Source organism: Pseudomonas fluorescens (assembly GCF_001307155.1).
Classification (GTDB): Bacteria; Pseudomonadota; Gammaproteobacteria; order Pseudomonadales; family Pseudomonadaceae; genus Aquipseudomonas; species Aquipseudomonas helvetica.
In genome coordinates, this window is sequence record NZ_CP012830.1 from 3,073,119 (window position 1) to 3,088,748 (window position 15,630).

A 15,630-nucleotide genomic window follows, 5' to 3' on the forward strand; every position below is an offset into this window, starting at 1 on the left:
TATGACATTTCGGTTAATCCCCAGTCGCCACCATTCCGGTTAATACTTTGTGATTAATCGCTTATTACAGTTGCTGGCGCGGGGTTTGTTGGCAATGATCCGATGGCAAAGCGCAATCATGTTGTGCACCCGCTACATGTGCGTCCTCGGCGCATAAGGAGAAGTCGTATGTTCCTTAAATTCGTGCGGTATCTGTATATCCGCCTCCAGTTGTTCATGACCAGGACCGAGGGCGCTTCAGCCATTGAATATGCGTTGATTGTCGCGATGGTGGCGTTGATCGTCGTAGCCTTTATCCCAAATATGGGCAAGTCGGTTCATGACACTTTCAACAAAGTCATTACTGCACTGGGGGGGACGGTTGTGGCCTGACCAGTGGGGCCGCGCGCGAACCCGATTGTTTACTCAGTGACAGGAATCGCACATGAACGCTTCTTCAACTGCGCGCCAACAGTTGCTTTTGGTGGACGACGAAGAAGACGCCCTGTTGGAACTTGCGGAATTGCTGGAGGGCGAGGGCTTTTGTTGCTACACCGCAACCTCGGTCAAACTCGCGTTGCAGCATCTGACTCGTCACCCCGATATCGCGTTGGTCATCACCGATCTGTGCATGCCCGAAGAGAGTGGCATGTCATTGATCCGCCGTTTGCGTGAACACACATCCCGACAGCACTTGCCGGTGATCGTGACCTCCGGCCATGCCGACATGGACGACGTCAGCGACATGCTGCGCTTGCAGGTGTTGGACCTGTTTCGCAAACCGATCTATCACGTTCGCCTTCTGGAGACCCTGGACAACCTGTTCCCGCAATCGAAGATGCACCGTGTCAGTCCTTAGAACCTTCAGAGTGTTCTACATCTTGCAGGAGAAGTCGTATGTTCCTTCATTTTGTGCAGTATCTGTCCATTCGATTCCAGCTGTTCATGAGCCGGACCGAGGGTGCTTCGGCGATTGAGTACGCGCTGATCATTGCGATGGTGGCCCTGGTAGTTGTTTCCTTTATCGCGCCGCTAGGAGATTCGGTGAAAGCCACCTTCAACAAGGTCGTCGGTGCATTGGGCGGCGTGCAGGTCACTTGACCCATTGAAAAAACTGACGTCATTCATTTGGCATTTTTTGATGGTGTCTAAATGATGGCACCTGTATATTGCCCGCGCCTGAACCAGCTCCCGCTGGTTGGCCGGTATGGATGCCTGAAAGAAGCTGGGCGCGCCTGCTGAAAAACGCGTCTTCCATAGGCTTCTGAAGGGAACCTGCATTGAACACCTCTTGCCTGCGCCGCTCGTTGTTGGCGCTTTCCGTGGCTGCTGCCGCGATTCACACCCCTGCCATTGCCGCACCTTTGAACCTGATCAACGACGGCTCGATCAAGGTCTATGGTGACGGGGCTTTTGGCATCAAGGATCAGGGCAGCGTTGTCACCAACAACGTCCTGAATTCGGGCGATATCGCTGTCAGCGGAATGAACGCGACCGGGATGGCACTGATTGGTACCCGCATCGGTAACAGTGTGATCAACCAGGGCACGATCACCGCCACGGGCGCCAACGCAGAAGCGTTGCGACTGGATGGTGCTACGTTCGCGCCGACCCCTGGTGTCAGATCGTTCAGCATTTACAACACTGGTCTGATCTCCGGCGAAAACCTCGGTATTCATGTCAGCAACCAACCGGCCAGTGGCCGTTTCATGTCGATCGATCAACAGTATGGTTCGATCGAAGGCGGTAACGCGGCCATTCAGGTCGATGACGGAGAAGCCTATTTCTACTGGAATGGCGGTAACGTCAAAGGCAATCTGATGGGCCTTTCCGGCGTGAAGATCAATGGTGATGTGAACTTCGACGGTTCGACCATCAAGGCTGGCTACATCACGGTGGAAAAGGGCGAGCTGACGCTACAGCAGGCCCACACCACGATCATCGGCGAATTCGACATGGAAGAGCCGAGTTCGGTGTTGCATATGTTCCTGGGCAACGACACCAACCCCAATCTTCCGGTGCTCAAGGTCACCGGCCTGGCAGACATCGGCCCAGGTGCTCGTCTTGAGTTGAAGGCGCGCTCCGAAGACTTCCGTACGGCTAATGGCGGTACCCGTTATACCTTGATCAGCTCCGGCAAGCTGGAAGGCGGCGAAAACCTGACGGTTTCGTCTTCTTCGGCGTTGCTGGAAGTGAAGAGCTACGGCGTCGAGGGCAACGACGTGAAGGCGCTGGTCGATGCCAAGGGTGAGGCCGTCGTGGGGCAAAACGTTCTGAATGCCGGTGGTTCCTCGAACGCCGCCAGTGCGGCAGCGCGTGTCTCGAATGGCTTGATGACCAAGCTGGATGAACACGATCCAGTGTTCCAGGCCTTCGCCAACGCCAGCAGCGACGCCGAACTGGCCAAACTGGCTGAAAAGCTCACTCCTGACGTCAGCGGCGGTGCGACCCAAGCTGCCGTCAGCGGACAGTCGTTGATCAACAGTGTGATCAACACGCGCTCCAGCAGTGCCCGCAGCGGTTTGTCCTCGGGTGATGTGTTGGCCGAAAAAGGCGTGTGGCTGCAAGCCTTGAACAGCGATGCCGATCAAGGTTCGCGCGGCGGTGTCGCCGGTTATAGCGCCAACAGCCAGGGTATCGCCGTGGGCGCTGACGGTCAGTTGAATGCCGACACCACGCTGGGTATCGCTTACAGCTACCTGAACAGCAACGTGACGTCCGACGCCGGGAGCAAGACCGATGTGATCGGTAATGCGCTGACGCTTTACGGCAACTGGACTCACGACAATTTCTTTGTCGACACCTCGCTGACTTATGGCTGGAACACCAACGAGTCCAAACGCTACATCGCCGGCACCCGTGCCAAGGGCGATTACGACAGTGATATCTTCGGCGTGAACGCGTTGGCCGGTTACACCTTGCGCTTCAATCAGCAGGTAGTGCTGGAGCCGCAGGTCGGCGCGCGCTATGCCAACGTAGCGATCGATACGTACCGCGAGAAGGGCAGTTCGGCCGCGTTGAGCGTCGGCAGCCAGCGTTATGAAGTGGGTGAGATGGGCCTCGGTGCGCGCCTCGCTGCCGCCTTCGATGTCGGCGCCGGCAGCCTCCAACCCGAAGCCAAGGCCATGGCGTGGCACGACTTCATCGGTGACCAGGCCAACGCGACCTCGACCTTTGTGCTCGGCGGCACACCGTTCACCACCAGCGGTGCGAAACCTGCGCGTGACAGTTATGAACTGGGTCTGGGCGCCACCTACCGGATCGGGGCGTGGAGCGTGGGCGGTTCGTATGATTACCTGACCAAAGCCGACTTCAATGCAGACACCTTCACCGCCAAGGTTCGCTACGACTTCTGATTGATTGGCTGTCACCCAAGCGACCCGCCATGAGCGGGTCGTTTTGTTTCTGCGGCTCTACAACTGGTAGCTGAAACTGATGCTGTAACGTGTACGCCGATTGAAAGTGTCCAGTGCTTCATCGGACATCGCCTTGCCCGCTTCTAGGGCGATGTTGTAGTACCTGGCGTCACCGAAGCGCAGGCCGACGGCCACCGAGGACAGGTTACTGCCTTGTATCGGCAGGGTGTTGAACCAGGTTTTCGCGCGGTCCAGTACGACGTAGGGTTGCAGGATGCGCACCCAGTTACCGGCGCGATTGAAGCTGTAGTTGACTTCATAAGCCGCGCCCCAGCCCTTGTCGCCGGAGGCCTGGTCGTCGGGGTAGCCACGACCGAAGTTCTGCCCGCCGAATACCGCACGCTCACTGTCAGGCAGGGTGTCGTCGGTCCAGTACATCGCGGCTGACAGCACACCTTGCCAGTTGTCGAAGAACTTGTTGCTTTGCACACCCGAGAGTCGCAGGCGGAAGAAGTCCAGGTCATAGGTCGGGTTGTTGGTGTTGGCACCCATGCCATTGATGCCCTGGTACACGCCGCCACTGATGATGCGCAGTTGTCGGTCATCGGCTTTGCGCCAATCACCTTCGAAGGCCAGGGCGCGGACATCGGTTTTTTCATCGACCGTAATCGGATAACCCAGCACTTTGTAGCGGGTCATGTCGTCGACCGCATACAAGCGCGTGGTGAGCGTGAGCAGTTGGGTGGGTGAGGCAATCAGTGGATGGCTGAACCCAATGGAGTAGCGATCGTTTTCGCGGTGTGATTTGAGTTGCAGGCCGTTGTCCAGTTGCACAAGCGTCGCCGGGTCGGCGCGGTAGCGCGAACCGGACAACAATAGCTGCGTGCCTTCGGCATTGAGGAACTGGTTGTAGTCCAGGCGGTAGTATTTTTCGTGGTCATCGCCCGGTGGAAAAAGACCGCTGAGGGTGATCTGCTCACCCATCGACGTTTGCGAGTTGCTGCTGATACCGAGCAAGGCTTTGGTGCCTTTGCGGTTGTCTTCGGTGGTGCTCAGGCTACTGGCGAACGGTTTGCGACTGGTCTGCGCGATCAGGTAGGTCGCGCCGTCGGTAGTGCCCGGTGGCGGCACTTGCGCTTGTACAGTGACGCCGGGAATGCGGCTCATCAAGGTGGTGTAGCGCTCGAAAGTCTTGCGCGTCAGCGGGCGTTCGGCCTGCAGCTTGGCCACCAGTTTGTCGAGCAGGCTCTTTACCCGACCGACATCGCCCTGCAATTGATAGTCCTTGATATAGCCCTCTACCAACACCACGCGCACCACGCCTTTATCGAAGGTTTGCTGTGGCAGGAACGCGTAGGACAGCAAATAACCATCCTCCTGATAGCGTCGGGTGATGCTGCGTGTCGCTTCGATCAGTTGCGCGAGGGTGGTTTCATGGCCAAGCAACGGTTGATAGACGGCCCCCAGTTCGCGCAATGGATAAAGGGTCCCGCCTTCAATTTGCACGGTGCGCACGCTGACCTTGGTGCCCATCGTCAAGGGTTGTGCCGAGGTGGCGGCAGGCTCCGGGACTTGCAGCTTTGGCGTGGCCGGACGGTAGGCATCGGCAGGCAGGTTGGGGACAGGCAGGTTGCGGGTGGTTTCGTTGCTATTGAGGAAAGCGGGGAGGGAGTCGGCATAAACACCAGAACAACAGCTGAGCAGCAGCAAGCAAGTCAAAGCGCGCATAGAACACCCCATGATCAAAACCGCAGCATTGCGAAAGGATCTTCGATCAGCTGTTCCCGTCAGGTTCTGAGGACGTGATTCGGAGACAGCCGAGGTCTTGCGCCAACATAGAAAAAGACGGAAGACCCATTTGAATCCTCCGTCTCCAACCAAGCGTAGGCGCTGTAGGAATGGCCGTCGAATCGGCCAGGTGCAATGACTACTTGGTACCCGTCAGTGTGCCGGTCAAGCCGCCGAGCGCACCAAGTCCGCCGAGCCCACCAGTGGTGGTGCCACCCGAGGTCGTGCCGGTGAGCAGGCTGCCGACGGTGGCACCTGCGGCGGTCACGGTATTACCGACCGCGGTGACAACCGGGTTGGGGGCGGCAGCGGTGATACTGGTGCCTGCACCGCTGATGGCGGCGCCGGTTTGAGTGAGTACCCCATTGACCGGTGCAGTCAGGCCCGTGGTGCCGGCCACTTGTTGAGTCAGAGTGGCGACACCGCTGGTGACCGGATTCAATACAGCGCCGACCGTTGCGCCGACTGCGACAAGAGGCGCGGTCGCTGCCGTGTTCGCGACACCTGTACCGCCCAGGAGCGTGCCTGCCCCGGCCACGAGGTTACCCGCCGAACCTCCCGTTACTGCGGCAGAGCTGATCGTTGGGTTGGTGTTGCCGGCGTTGAGTCCGCCAGCGACATTCACGACTGCACCGCCGACGGTTTCCAGCAGCCCGCTGCCCGTCAGACCACCCACTCCACCCGCCGTACCCGACGTGCTCGTCAGGCCACCGGCCGCGCCAGTGGTGGTTGCCGTGTTAGCCAGTGCGCCACCGATGATGTTGGTCAGCGGATTGCTGGTGCTCGAGGTGGCGACATTGCTGCCCAAACCACCGAGTGCACCGCTGACGTTGTTGAGCAGACCATTGACCGGGGCGCTTAGCCCGGTGGCACTGGCGACCTTTCCAGTCAGTCCTTCAGCCAATGTGACCACCGGAACCAGCGTGTTGGTGCCCACACCATTGCTCAACGAGCTCAGCGGACCACTGCTGGTCACTGTGCTCAAGGTGTTGCCGAGCATGGAAACGTTACTGCCTACCCCACTCACCACGGGTGCAACCTGGGTGATCAGGCCGCCGACCAGAGGAATGCTTTGAGTGGTTGTCGACAGTTTGCCGCTCAGATCCGTCACGCCGTTGCCGACGTCAGTCACGACATTACCGACCACCGCTGTGGTGCTACTCACCGCCAATGGGTTGGAAGCCAGTGTTCCCAGCCCGCCGCTCAGGCCGCTGCCCAGGCTATCGACCACATTGCCCGTGGTGTTGACGGCACTTTGGAGGACGCCGCCGACTACCGGAAGGGGCGCGACGGCAGTGCCGAGATCGCTCACGCCAGCACCTACACCGCTGATGGTATTGCCCAGATCGGAAACCAGCGTACTGGTTGTCAGGGCTGGGCTGGTGGTGCCGCCACCGGTTCCGCCTGTCCCGCCGGTAGTGCCACCGGTTCCGCCAGTACCCGCCGTGCCGCCGGTAGCGCCACCGGTTCCGCCAGTACCCGCCGTGCCGCCGGTAGCGCCACCGGTTCCGCCAGTACCCGCCGTGCCGCCGGTAGCGCCACCGGTTCCGCCAGTACCCGCCGTGCCGCCGGTAGTGCCACCGGTTCCGCCAGTACCTGCCGTGCCGCCGGTAGTGCCACCGGTTCCGCCAGTACCCGCCGTGCCGCCGGTAGTGCCACCGGTTCCGCCAGTACCTGCCGTGTCGCCGGTAGTGCCACCGGTTCCGCCAGTACCCGCCGTACCGCCACCACTGCCGTCCGTACCGCCGCTGCTACCCGAACCACTGGAGCCGCCTGCACCTGCGGCACCCGCGGCGCTATCAGGTGATGAGCTGCCGGGACTGCTGTGATGACCGCCACCGCCGCTGCTGCAACCGGTCAGGCTGAGACTCAGGACCAACGCCAATGCAGTACTGGTTTTCAACAAAACGTGAGAGCTCATGAGTAAGTTTCCTTGCACCTGTCACAACGATCACTGTTTTCGATGGCCTGCCAGTTCTGTTGCTGGCAATGCCTCGTCCGTTGCTTATCTATCTAATGCAGGTGCTGTCTCATGCCATTCTCAACTTGGTATTAACCACTTATATATCGCGGATCGGGTTGTACTTGAGGGCTAATACCAACGGTATGAAAGGGTGCGCTTTCTTATAATAAAATCCTTATAAATCAATGAGCGGTGTTTTCTTGAAAGCCGTGAGGCACTTCGAAAAACTTAAGTTATATATATACAATTAACCGGGGGCGATCAGGCGTGGCTGCACGCAAATGCCGCCCACGGTTCATCCGAGGGCGGCGTATACTGCGCGCCTCATTTACTCAGTGGAGAACAGCATGCCGGCCCCCGTCTGGTGGTTGCTTTGCCTGCCTTTTGTCGCGGGTGCGTTTTTGCCCTTGCAGGCCGGTATCAATGGCCAGTTGGCCAAACAGGTGTCGAGCGTACTGGCCGCCGCGCTGATTTCGTTTTTTGTCGGCACCGTGGCGTTGTTTCTGCTGGTCCTGGTCCAGCGTGAAACCCCGGCATTGGAGACACTCAAAAGCCTGACCTGGTGGCACTGGAGCGGTGGTCTGCTCGGCGCATTTTTTATTACCACGGCGGCTTTCGCCGGACCGCGCATCGGCGCCATGCTGTTCATGGCACTGGTGCTGGCCGGGCAACTGGGGATGGCGATGACCCTGGATCATTTCGGCTGGGCCGGGTTTCGCGAAGCACCCGTCAGCGCCGGCAAAATTGCCGGGCTGGTGTTGATTATGGCGGGTGTGTTCTTTATCAGGCGCGGCTGATTCGGCGCGGCTGAGCCGTTTCAGGCAAGCGGTCGCCAGGTGCCGGACATGTGTTCCAGATCCCCGGCGCCGATCACCTTGAAGTCACCGTTTGAGCCGGCAACGCTGGTCAGCAAGCAGACCTCGCTGGGCAAGCGCACGGGCTTCTTGAACTGCACGGCAATCTCGATGTTCGACGTCGGCAGATGCCCGCTCAGGGCCGCGAGGGTGCGCGCCTTGATCCACAAACCGTGGGCGATGGCCCGGGGGAAACCGAAGAGTCTGGCGCTGAGAGCGCTCAGGTGAATCGGGTTGTAGTCACCGGAAACCCTGGCGTAGCGCCGGCCAATCTCACTGGGCGCCCACCAGCGGGTGACCTCGTTCATGGTCAGGGCAGAATCCGTCGACGGCTCAATTGCTTCGCCGGGAAGTTTCACGCCTTTGCAGAGCATCTGGCTTTCGGCCTCCCAGAGCGGCCCGAGTGCGTCGTCAATCGTGGTGATCAACTCAAACACCGCGCCCTTGGCGTGGGGTTGCAGGTTCTGCACCCGCACGCTTACCCGCACTCGAGCGACTGCGCCCAAGGGGCGCAGGATACGGATGCGATTGGCCAGGTGAACCAGCCCCAGCAGCGGAAACGGAAACGTCCTGGCAGTGAGCAATTGCATCTGCAGGGCGAACGCCAGCACATGAGGATAGGTCGGTGGCAACAGGCCGTTATCGGTAAACCCGCACACCTTGCGATAGGCTGCCAAACGCTTGAGGTCAACGTTGACCCAGCAACGAAAGCCATCCTCGGGCAGGGTGGTGCCGGTGATCTTGCGCCGCGTCGCCGCCCGCCAATACAACTCGGGCAAGTACGGTGTAGTGCTCTGTGAATGCCAATCTGTTTCCATGTTCAGGCCCCCAAGACACTTTGCCCACACACCCGCAGCGCCTGCCCGCTGACCGCGCCGCTGCCGGGTTGGGCCAGCCAGGCGACGGCTTCAGCAACGTCTTGCGGCAGTCCGCCTTGGCCCAGTGAACTCATGCGTCGCCCGGCCTCACGCAAGGTAAATGGAATCTGTGCGGTCATTCGGGTTTCGATAAAGCCAGGGGCGACGGCGTTGATGCTGATTCCGCGCGCTGCCAACAGTAGCGCCCAGGCCTGCGCCAGACCGATCAGTCCGGCCTTGCTCGCGGCGTAATTGGCTTGCCCGCGATTGCCGGCGATGCCGCTGATCGACGCCAGCAGAATCACCCGAGCGTTATCGTGCAGGGCGCCGCCGTCGAGCAGCGCTTTGGTCAATACTTGCGGTGCATTCAGGTTCACTGCAAGCACCGCATCCCAGAATTCCGGTGTCATGTTGGCCAGGGTTTTATCGCGGGTGATGCCCGCGTTATGAACCACAATGTCGATGCCGTTCGGTAATTGCTCGATCAATTGCGCAGCGGCGTCTTCGGCGCAGATATCGAGGGTGATGCTGTGGCCGCCGAGGCGGGCGGCGAGGGCATCGAGATCGGTCTTGGCCGGTGGTACGTCGAGCAGCATCACCTGCGCCCCGTCGCGGGCCAGGGTTTCGGCGATCGATGCGCCGATCCCGCGAGCGGCGCCCGTGACCAGCGCCGTGCGCCCCGCCAACGGGCGAGTCCAGTCCTGGACCTGAGTGTCGCAAGCGTTCAGCCGCACAACCTGTCCCGAGACATAAGCACTCTTTGGCGAGAGGAAAAACCGCAGCGCCCCTTCGAGTTGGCCTTCAGCTCCGGCCCCCACATACAGCAACTGCAAGGTGCCGCCACTACGCAACTCTTTGGCCAGCGAGCGACTGAAGCCTTCGAGTGCACGTTGGGCACTGGCGGCGAACGGGTCGCTCAAGGTTTCCGGTGCGCGCCCGAAAATCACCAGATGGGCGCTGTGCTCGAGGTTTTTCATCAACGGCTGAAAGAACTCACGCAGCTGCTTGAGTTGCCCGGTCTGCATCAGGTCACTGGCGTCGAACACCACGGCCTTGAGCTTGGGACCGTGGCCCGGAATCCATGCCTGGGCCAGCAAGGGTTCAGGGCCGTAGCTGTAAATCTGCTCGGTGAGTTTGTTGGCGAACGCGCTGACGTTCTGTGACAGCGGGCCGCCACCGATCAACAGCGCGCCATTGACGGGCCGCAGGCGACCGGCCTCCCAGCGTTCCAGACGAACCGGCGACGGCAGGCCAAGGGCCCCGACCAGGCGGTGGCCGAGGGCCGAATTGGCGAAGTCGATATAGCGGTCAGACATGGAAGGCTCTCCGGCAGTGGGGGTTCAAGGTGTGGACCATGAATCGCGATCAGTCGTTCGACCCACGAGATAAGGCCTACGCTTGTGGGTTATGCCTTTCACAGAATAGGAGCTTTTCATGACTCAGTTGCGCCGCGTTGCGATCATCGGCGGTAATCGCATTCCTTTTGCTCGCTCCAACGGGCCGTATGCCACTGCCAGTAATCAGTCAATGCTGACGGCGGCGCTCGAAGGCTTGATCGAACGCTACAACCTGCATGGCCTGCGCATGGGCGAAGTGGTGGCGGGGGCGGTACTCAAGCTTTCCCGGGACCTCAACTTGACCCGCGAATGTGTGCTCGGCTCGCGACTGTCACCGACCACCCCGGCCTATGACATTCAGCAGGCCTGCGGCACCGGGCTGGAAGCAGCGTTGCTGGTGGCGAACAAGATTGCCCTGGGGCAGATCGACTGCGGCATTGCCGGTGGTGTCGACACCACATCCGATGCGCCGATCAGTGTCAGCGACGGCTTGCGCAAGATTCTGCTGCAAGCCAATCGTGCCAAGAGCACCGGCGACAAGCTGAAGACTTTCCTGCAATTGCGTCCCCGGCATTTGATCCCCGAGTTTCCGCGTAACGGCGAGCCGCGCACAGGGCTATCGATGGGGCAGCATTGCGAGTTGATGGCGCAGACCTGGAACATTCCCCGTGCCGAGCAGGATCAGCTGGCGCTGGAAAGCCACCAGAAAATGGCCGCGGCCTACGCCGAGGGCTGGCAGAACGATCTGATGACCCCGTTCCTCGGCCTGACCCGCGACAACAACCTGCGCCCGGACGTGACGCTGGAAAAACTCGCGTCGTTGAAACCGGCATTTGACAAGAGCGACAAAGGCACGCTCACCGCCGGCAACTCGACACCGCTGACCGATGGCGCGTCGCTGGTGCTGCTCGGCAGTGAGGAGTGGGCGAAAGAGCGCGGCCTGCCGATCCTCGCTTACTGGCGCGACGGCGAAGCGGCAGCGGTGGATTTCGTCAACGGCGCCGAAGGATTGCTGATGGCGCCGGTCTACGCCGTGCCGCGTTTGCTGGCACGCAACGGCCTGACCTTGCAGGACTTCGACTACTACGAAATCCACGAAGCCTTCGCCGCGCAAGTGCTCTGCACCTTGAAGGCCTGGGAAGACCCGGATTACTGCAAAAACCGGCTCGGCCTCGATGCCGCGCTAGGCTCGATCGACCGCAGCCGACTCAACGTCAAAGGCAGTTCACTGGCCGCCGGGCATCCGTTTGCCGCGACCGGTGGGCGCATCGTCGCCAACCTTGCCAAGCTGCTCGACGCCGCCGGGAAGGGCCGCGGATTGATCTCGATCTGCGCCGCCGGAGGTCAGGGAGTGACCGCCATTATTGAGCGCTGAGAACCGCAGTGTTTTGTTGTTCGGCCAATACCCGATTGCGGTTGGCATAACGCTCGGCCATCACCGAGCAGACGATCAACTGCAGCGGGTGATAGATCATGATCGGCAACAGGATCAGACCGAGCCCCGGGTTGGCACCGAAGATCAGCGCGGCCATCGGTGCACCGGCGGCCAGGGATTTTTTACTGGCGCAGAACACTGCAGCGATCTCATCGGCGGGGCTGAACTTCAGGGCACGGGCGGTGCGGGTGGTCATCCACAGAATGATCGCCAGCAGCATGGCACTGCCGAGCAATGCGCTGAGAATCACCGTATTGCCCTGTTGCTGCCACATCCCGGAAACCATCGAGTTGCAGAACGCCGCGTAGACCAGCAGCAGGATCACCAGTTTGTCGACGATGTTGGTGTAGCGCTTGTGGCGACTGAAAAACTTGCCGAACGGCGGCCGCAGCAACTGACCCAGTACCAGCGGCAACAGCAACATGGCACAGAGATCGAGCAGGGTTGAACCCAGGTCGATGCCGCCAGCGCCGCTGCCCACCACCAGGCTCACCAGTAATGGCGTGAGGAAAATTCCCAGTACGCTGGACAGGCTCGCGTTGAGAATCGCCGCCGGCACGTTGCCACCGGCGCTGCCGGTCAAGGCCACGGAAGAGGAAATGGTCGAGGGCAGGGCGCACAGGTAGAAGAACCCGAGCATCAGCAGCGACGGAATGTGTGAGCCCAGCAGCTTGTCGCTTATCAGCCATATCAGCGGGAACACCAGAAAGGTGAAGCCCTGGACCATCAGGTGCAGGCGCCAGTTTTTCAAACCGTGGCGGATTTGCTCGCTCGACAGGTTGACCCCGTGCAGGAAGAACACCAGGAACACGCCAATGTTGATCACCCACTCAGCATGCATCGCGCCCCCCGTTGCACCGAAGTGCGGGAAGACCCAGGACAGCAGCGTGGCGATCAGCATCCCGCACAGGAACCAGTCGGTGACCACGCGTTTGAGGTGTTTGAAGGCATGCATAACGGGCACCGAAGGCATTGTCAGAAGGGATGACCTAGCCTAAGGTCAAGACTTTCGCCCGTCTTGCGACATAAGGCCAACCAATGCCGGCTAACGGACAAATTTCCCTCGAACGGACCATCCCGACCCTGACAGCGTTGCCGCGCCCGCTGTTTGCCCGTGCGGAGAGCCTCAGCGCCGGCTCGTGGACGCCACCTCATCGCCACGATTGGGTGCAGTTTTCCTACGCCATCAGTGGTGTGCTCGGCGTACACACCGCCGAGGGCAGTTTCTTTGCGCCGCCGCAGTGGGGGATCTGGATTCCGGCTGACCTGGAACACCAGGTGGTGACTTCGATGCGCGCGGAAATGCGCAGTCTCTATGTGCGGCGTGAGGCATGTGCCTGGGCGGACGAGCGTTGCCGGGTGCTGGAAGTTACGCCGCTGGCGCGTGAGTTGATCAAGAGTTTTTGCCTGCTGCCGGTGGACTACCCAGAGGGTGACAGCCGTGAAGCACGCCTGGTCGAGGTGCTGCTGGATCAGCTGGCGAGCCTGCCGGAAGTCGGTTTCTCTCTGCCGTTGCCACGTCACCCGCGTTTGCTTGGGTTGTGTAACGAACTGATCGAAAGCCCTGAACAGAACGTGACGTTGCATGAATGGGCCGAACGATTGGGGACGTCGGAGAAAACCTTGATGCGCCTGTTCCAGCGTGAAACCGGATTGAGTTTCCGCAGTTGGCGCCAGCGCATGCGGCTGTTGTCGTCATTGAGTTTGCTGGAAGACGGTAACAGCGTGACCACGGCGGCGCTGTCCAGCGGTTATGACTCGACGTCGGCGTTTATTGCCGCGTTCAAAAGCCTGTTCGGGTTTACCCCGGGAGAGTTGTTCAAACAGTAATTGTGGCGAGGGAGCTTGCTCCCGCCGGCCGGTCCGCGCTCGGGCGAAGCAGTCGTAATCCAGAAAATGCGGCCTACCTGATAGACCGCGTTGACTGAATGGGGACCGCTTCGCGCTCCAGCGGGAGCAAGCTCCCTCGCCACAGGGGGCAGTGTCTGCTGGGGCGATCGAGGTGATTAAGTACGGAACCGTCGCACCAACCCGTCCAGCTCATTCGACAACCCCGCCAGACTCTGGGAGTCGAGCCGTGCCGAGTTGGCCAGTTCGGCCACCAACTGCGCATCGCCATGGATCTGGCTGATGTGTCGGTTGATGTCTTCGGCGACCTGATGCTGTTCTTCGGCGGCGGTGGCGATCTGGGTGTTCATGTCGCGGATCACATCCACCGATTCGCGAATCTGCCCGAAACTGTTGCGCGCTTCGCCGATCCGGCTCACCGACTGTTGCGACACCTCGAGGCTGGCGTGCATTTGCTGGGTGACCTGGCTGGTGCGCTTGGCCAGGTTGCCGAGCAGTCCGTCGATTTCCGCGGTGGAATCGGCCGTGCGTTTGGCCAGTGCGCGAACCTCATCGGCCACCACCGCAAAACCACGACCCTGCTCGCCAGCGCGAGCCGCTTCGATCGCAGCGTTCAGTGCCAGCAGGTTGGTTTGCTCGGCGATGGAGCGAATGGTGCCAAGGATTGACTGAATGTCATTGCTGTCGCGTTCCAGCTGCTGCATCGACTGCGCCGATTGCTCGATTTCCTGGCTCAACTTGTCGACGCTGTGCACGGCGGCATCGATCTGTTGCTGACCTTCGCGGGCCTGACGCTGGCCGCTGTCGGCCGACTCGGCGGCCTGGCTACAGGAGCGCGCGACTTCGTTGGCGGTGGCGACCATCTCGTGGAACGCCGTGGACACCATGTCCACCGCTTCACGTTGGCGCCCGGCGGCGTCGGCCATGTCGCTGGAGACTTGGGTCGCGCTTTGCGAGTTGGCAAGGATTTTGGTCGCAGCGCCGCCGATGTGCTGGATCAGGCTGCGAATCGCGGCGAGGAACTGGTTGAACCAGTTGGCCAGTTGCGCGGTTTCGTCGCTGCCACGGATCTGCAGGTTCTGGGTCAAGTCACCTTGACCTTGGGCGATGCCTTCCAGACCGCTGGCGACGCTGCGGATCGGCCGCACGATGAGGCTGGCGAAACTGGCGCCGACCACGGCGAAGAATACCGCCAGTACGGCGGCGATGATCGCGATCAGCCAAGTCAGCGCAGTGGCAGAGCTCATCACGTCGGTTTGCTTGATCAGGCCGATGAAGGTCCAGCCCAGTTGCTCCGACGGCCAGACGTTGGCCATGTAGCGCTCGCCGTTCAACTCGACTTCGACCAGACCTTTGCCAGCCTTGGCCAGTTGCGCGTAACCGTCGCCCAGGCTGCCCAGCGCTTTGAAGTTGTGCTCTGGCTGTTTCGGGTCGACCAGCACCGTGCCGTTGTTTTCCATCAGCATCAGGTAGCCGGTTTCACCGAGCTTGATCTGTTTGACGATCTCGGTGAGCTGCTTGAGCGTCACGTCGATGCTGACCACGCCGCCATTGGCGCCGAGCTTGTTGTCGAGGGTGCGCACGGTGCTGACGTAAGTCGCATCATCCTGAGCCCAGTAATAAGCCTCGGTGCGAAACGGTTTGCCCGGTTTGGCTTGCGCTGCCTTGTACCAGGGACGTTGGCGCGGGTCGTAATTGGCCAGTTTCGGGTCATCGGGCCAGGACACGTAACCCCCGGCACTGGTGCCGACGATGGCGTACGCGTACGACGGATGACTGGCGCCCAGGTCTTGCAGCAAGGCAAACACCTGCTTGTCCATCTCGCCTTGCGAAATTTCCGTCGCATTGGCGCTCATGTAGGTTTTGAGACTGGCGTCGGTGTTTTTGATCAGCGGCTGGGAGGCCAGGTAGTTGACGTTCTGGCTGATGCCGTCGAAGAACAGTTGCATGGCGTTGCTGACCTGGCGGATCTCTCGACCGCTGCCGTCGACAAAGTTATCTTTGGCATCGCTGCGCAGGTTCATGACCACCAGGGTGGCGACCAGCACAACCGGCAAGCAGGCGATGATTGCAAACGCCCACGTCAGTTTTTGTTTGATGTTCATCCGCGCTCCAGTTTTTTTCTTATTAAGCCCACGTAGTGCTGACGCCCCGCGGATTGTCGGACAAATTCCTTTCTCTTTGATGGCTTCGGCCGCCAGGGGCGGAAATTG

13 protein-coding genes and 1 pseudogene are annotated in these 15,630 nt (G+C 60.5%); 7 read left to right on the top strand and 7 right to left on the bottom strand.

The features are described from left to right. Window positions 1-168: 168 nt before the first annotated feature. The 4 genes from AO353_RS13835 (at window position 169) to AO353_RS13850 (ending at window position 3,335) form a co-directional block, all read left to right on the top strand. Window positions 169-372 carry a Flp family type IVb pilin gene (locus AO353_RS13835; protein WP_054595469.1) on the top strand — a complete coding sequence of 68 codons (204 nt, stop codon included), beginning with the start codon at window positions 169-171 and terminating at the stop codon, window positions 370-372. A 52-nt stretch (window positions 373-424) separates the two neighbouring features. After that, complete coding sequence (locus AO353_RS13840; protein WP_054595470.1) at window positions 425-838, top strand: response regulator; 414 nt, start codon at window positions 425-427, stop codon at window positions 836-838. Window positions 839-876: 38 nt separating this feature from the next. Continuing rightward, window positions 877-1,080 carry a Flp family type IVb pilin gene (locus AO353_RS13845; protein ID WP_054595471.1) on the top strand — a complete coding sequence of 68 codons (204 nt, stop codon included), beginning with the start codon at window positions 877-879 and terminating at the stop codon, window positions 1,078-1,080. Window positions 1,081-1,259: 179 nt separating this feature from the next. Further along, the gene (locus AO353_RS13850; protein ID WP_054595472.1) at window positions 1,260-3,335 is read left to right on the top strand and encodes an autotransporter outer membrane beta-barrel domain-containing protein; all 2,076 of its coding nucleotides are present in this window, start codon (window positions 1,260-1,262) and stop codon (window positions 3,333-3,335) included. A 57-nt stretch (window positions 3,336-3,392) separates the two neighbouring features. Here AO353_RS13850 and AO353_RS13855 read toward each other — a convergent pair whose 3' ends face one another. After that, on the bottom strand, window positions 3,393-5,063 hold the full coding sequence (locus tag AO353_RS13855) for a ShlB/FhaC/HecB family hemolysin secretion/activation protein (RefSeq protein ID WP_054595473.1): 1,671 nt from the start codon (window positions 5,061-5,063) through the stop codon (window positions 3,393-3,395). Between the two features lie 199 nt (window positions 5,064-5,262). Next, window positions 5,263-7,044 (bottom strand): collagen-like triple helix repeat-containing protein, encoded by a 1,782-nt coding sequence (locus tag AO353_RS13860; protein ID WP_054595474.1) that lies wholly within the window; start codon window positions 7,042-7,044, stop codon window positions 5,263-5,265. A gap of 389 nt (window positions 7,045-7,433) precedes the next feature. Here AO353_RS13860 and AO353_RS13865 point away from each other — a divergent pair, with 389 nt between their 5' ends. Beyond that, window positions 7,434-7,883, top strand: a complete 450-nt coding sequence (locus tag AO353_RS13865; RefSeq protein ID WP_054595475.1) for a DMT family transporter — start codon at window positions 7,434-7,436, stop codon at window positions 7,881-7,883. Window positions 7,884-7,903: 20 nt separating this feature from the next. Here AO353_RS13865 and AO353_RS13870 read toward each other — a convergent pair whose 3' ends face one another. Next, entirely contained in the window at window positions 7,904-8,758 is an 855-nt protein-coding gene (locus AO353_RS13870; protein WP_054595476.1) for a MaoC family dehydratase, read from the bottom strand. Between the two features lie 2 nt (window positions 8,759-8,760). Next, entirely contained in the window at window positions 8,761-10,113 is a 1,353-nt protein-coding gene (locus AO353_RS13875; protein ID WP_054595477.1) for a 3-oxoacyl-ACP reductase, read from the bottom strand. Between the two features lie 118 nt (window positions 10,114-10,231). On the opposite strand from AO353_RS13875, the gene AO353_RS13880 reads away from it, so the two are divergent. Then, window positions 10,232-11,509: an acetyl-CoA C-acetyltransferase gene (locus AO353_RS13880; RefSeq protein WP_054595478.1), complete on the top strand. Its 1,278-nt coding sequence runs from the start codon at window positions 10,232-10,234 to the stop codon at window positions 11,507-11,509. Here AO353_RS13880 and AO353_RS13885 read toward each other — a convergent pair. Further along, the gene (locus tag AO353_RS13885; RefSeq protein WP_054595479.1) at window positions 11,496-12,524 is read right to left on the bottom strand and encodes a bile acid:sodium symporter family protein; all 1,029 of its coding nucleotides are present in this window, start codon (window positions 12,522-12,524) and stop codon (window positions 11,496-11,498) included. The two genes, AO353_RS13880 and AO353_RS13885, sit on opposite strands and share 14 nt — an antisense overlap. A gap of 83 nt (window positions 12,525-12,607) precedes the next feature. On the opposite strand from AO353_RS13885, the gene AO353_RS13890 reads away from it, so the two are divergent. Continuing rightward, window positions 12,608-13,399, top strand: a complete 792-nt coding sequence (locus AO353_RS13890; RefSeq protein ID WP_054595480.1) for an AraC family transcriptional regulator — start codon at window positions 12,608-12,610, stop codon at window positions 13,397-13,399. Between the two features lie 176 nt (window positions 13,400-13,575). Here AO353_RS13890 and AO353_RS32140 read toward each other — a convergent pair whose 3' ends face one another. Next, window positions 13,576-14,343 carry a methyl-accepting chemotaxis protein gene (locus AO353_RS32140; RefSeq protein ID WP_371917654.1) on the bottom strand — a complete coding sequence of 256 codons (768 nt, stop codon included), beginning with the start codon at window positions 14,341-14,343 and terminating at the stop codon, window positions 13,576-13,578. Window positions 14,344-14,433: 90 nt separating this feature from the next. Then, a pseudogene (locus AO353_RS32145) lies at window positions 14,434-15,522 on the bottom strand (cache domain-containing protein); the annotation flags it as partial. Window positions 15,523-15,630 lie beyond the last annotated feature (108 nt).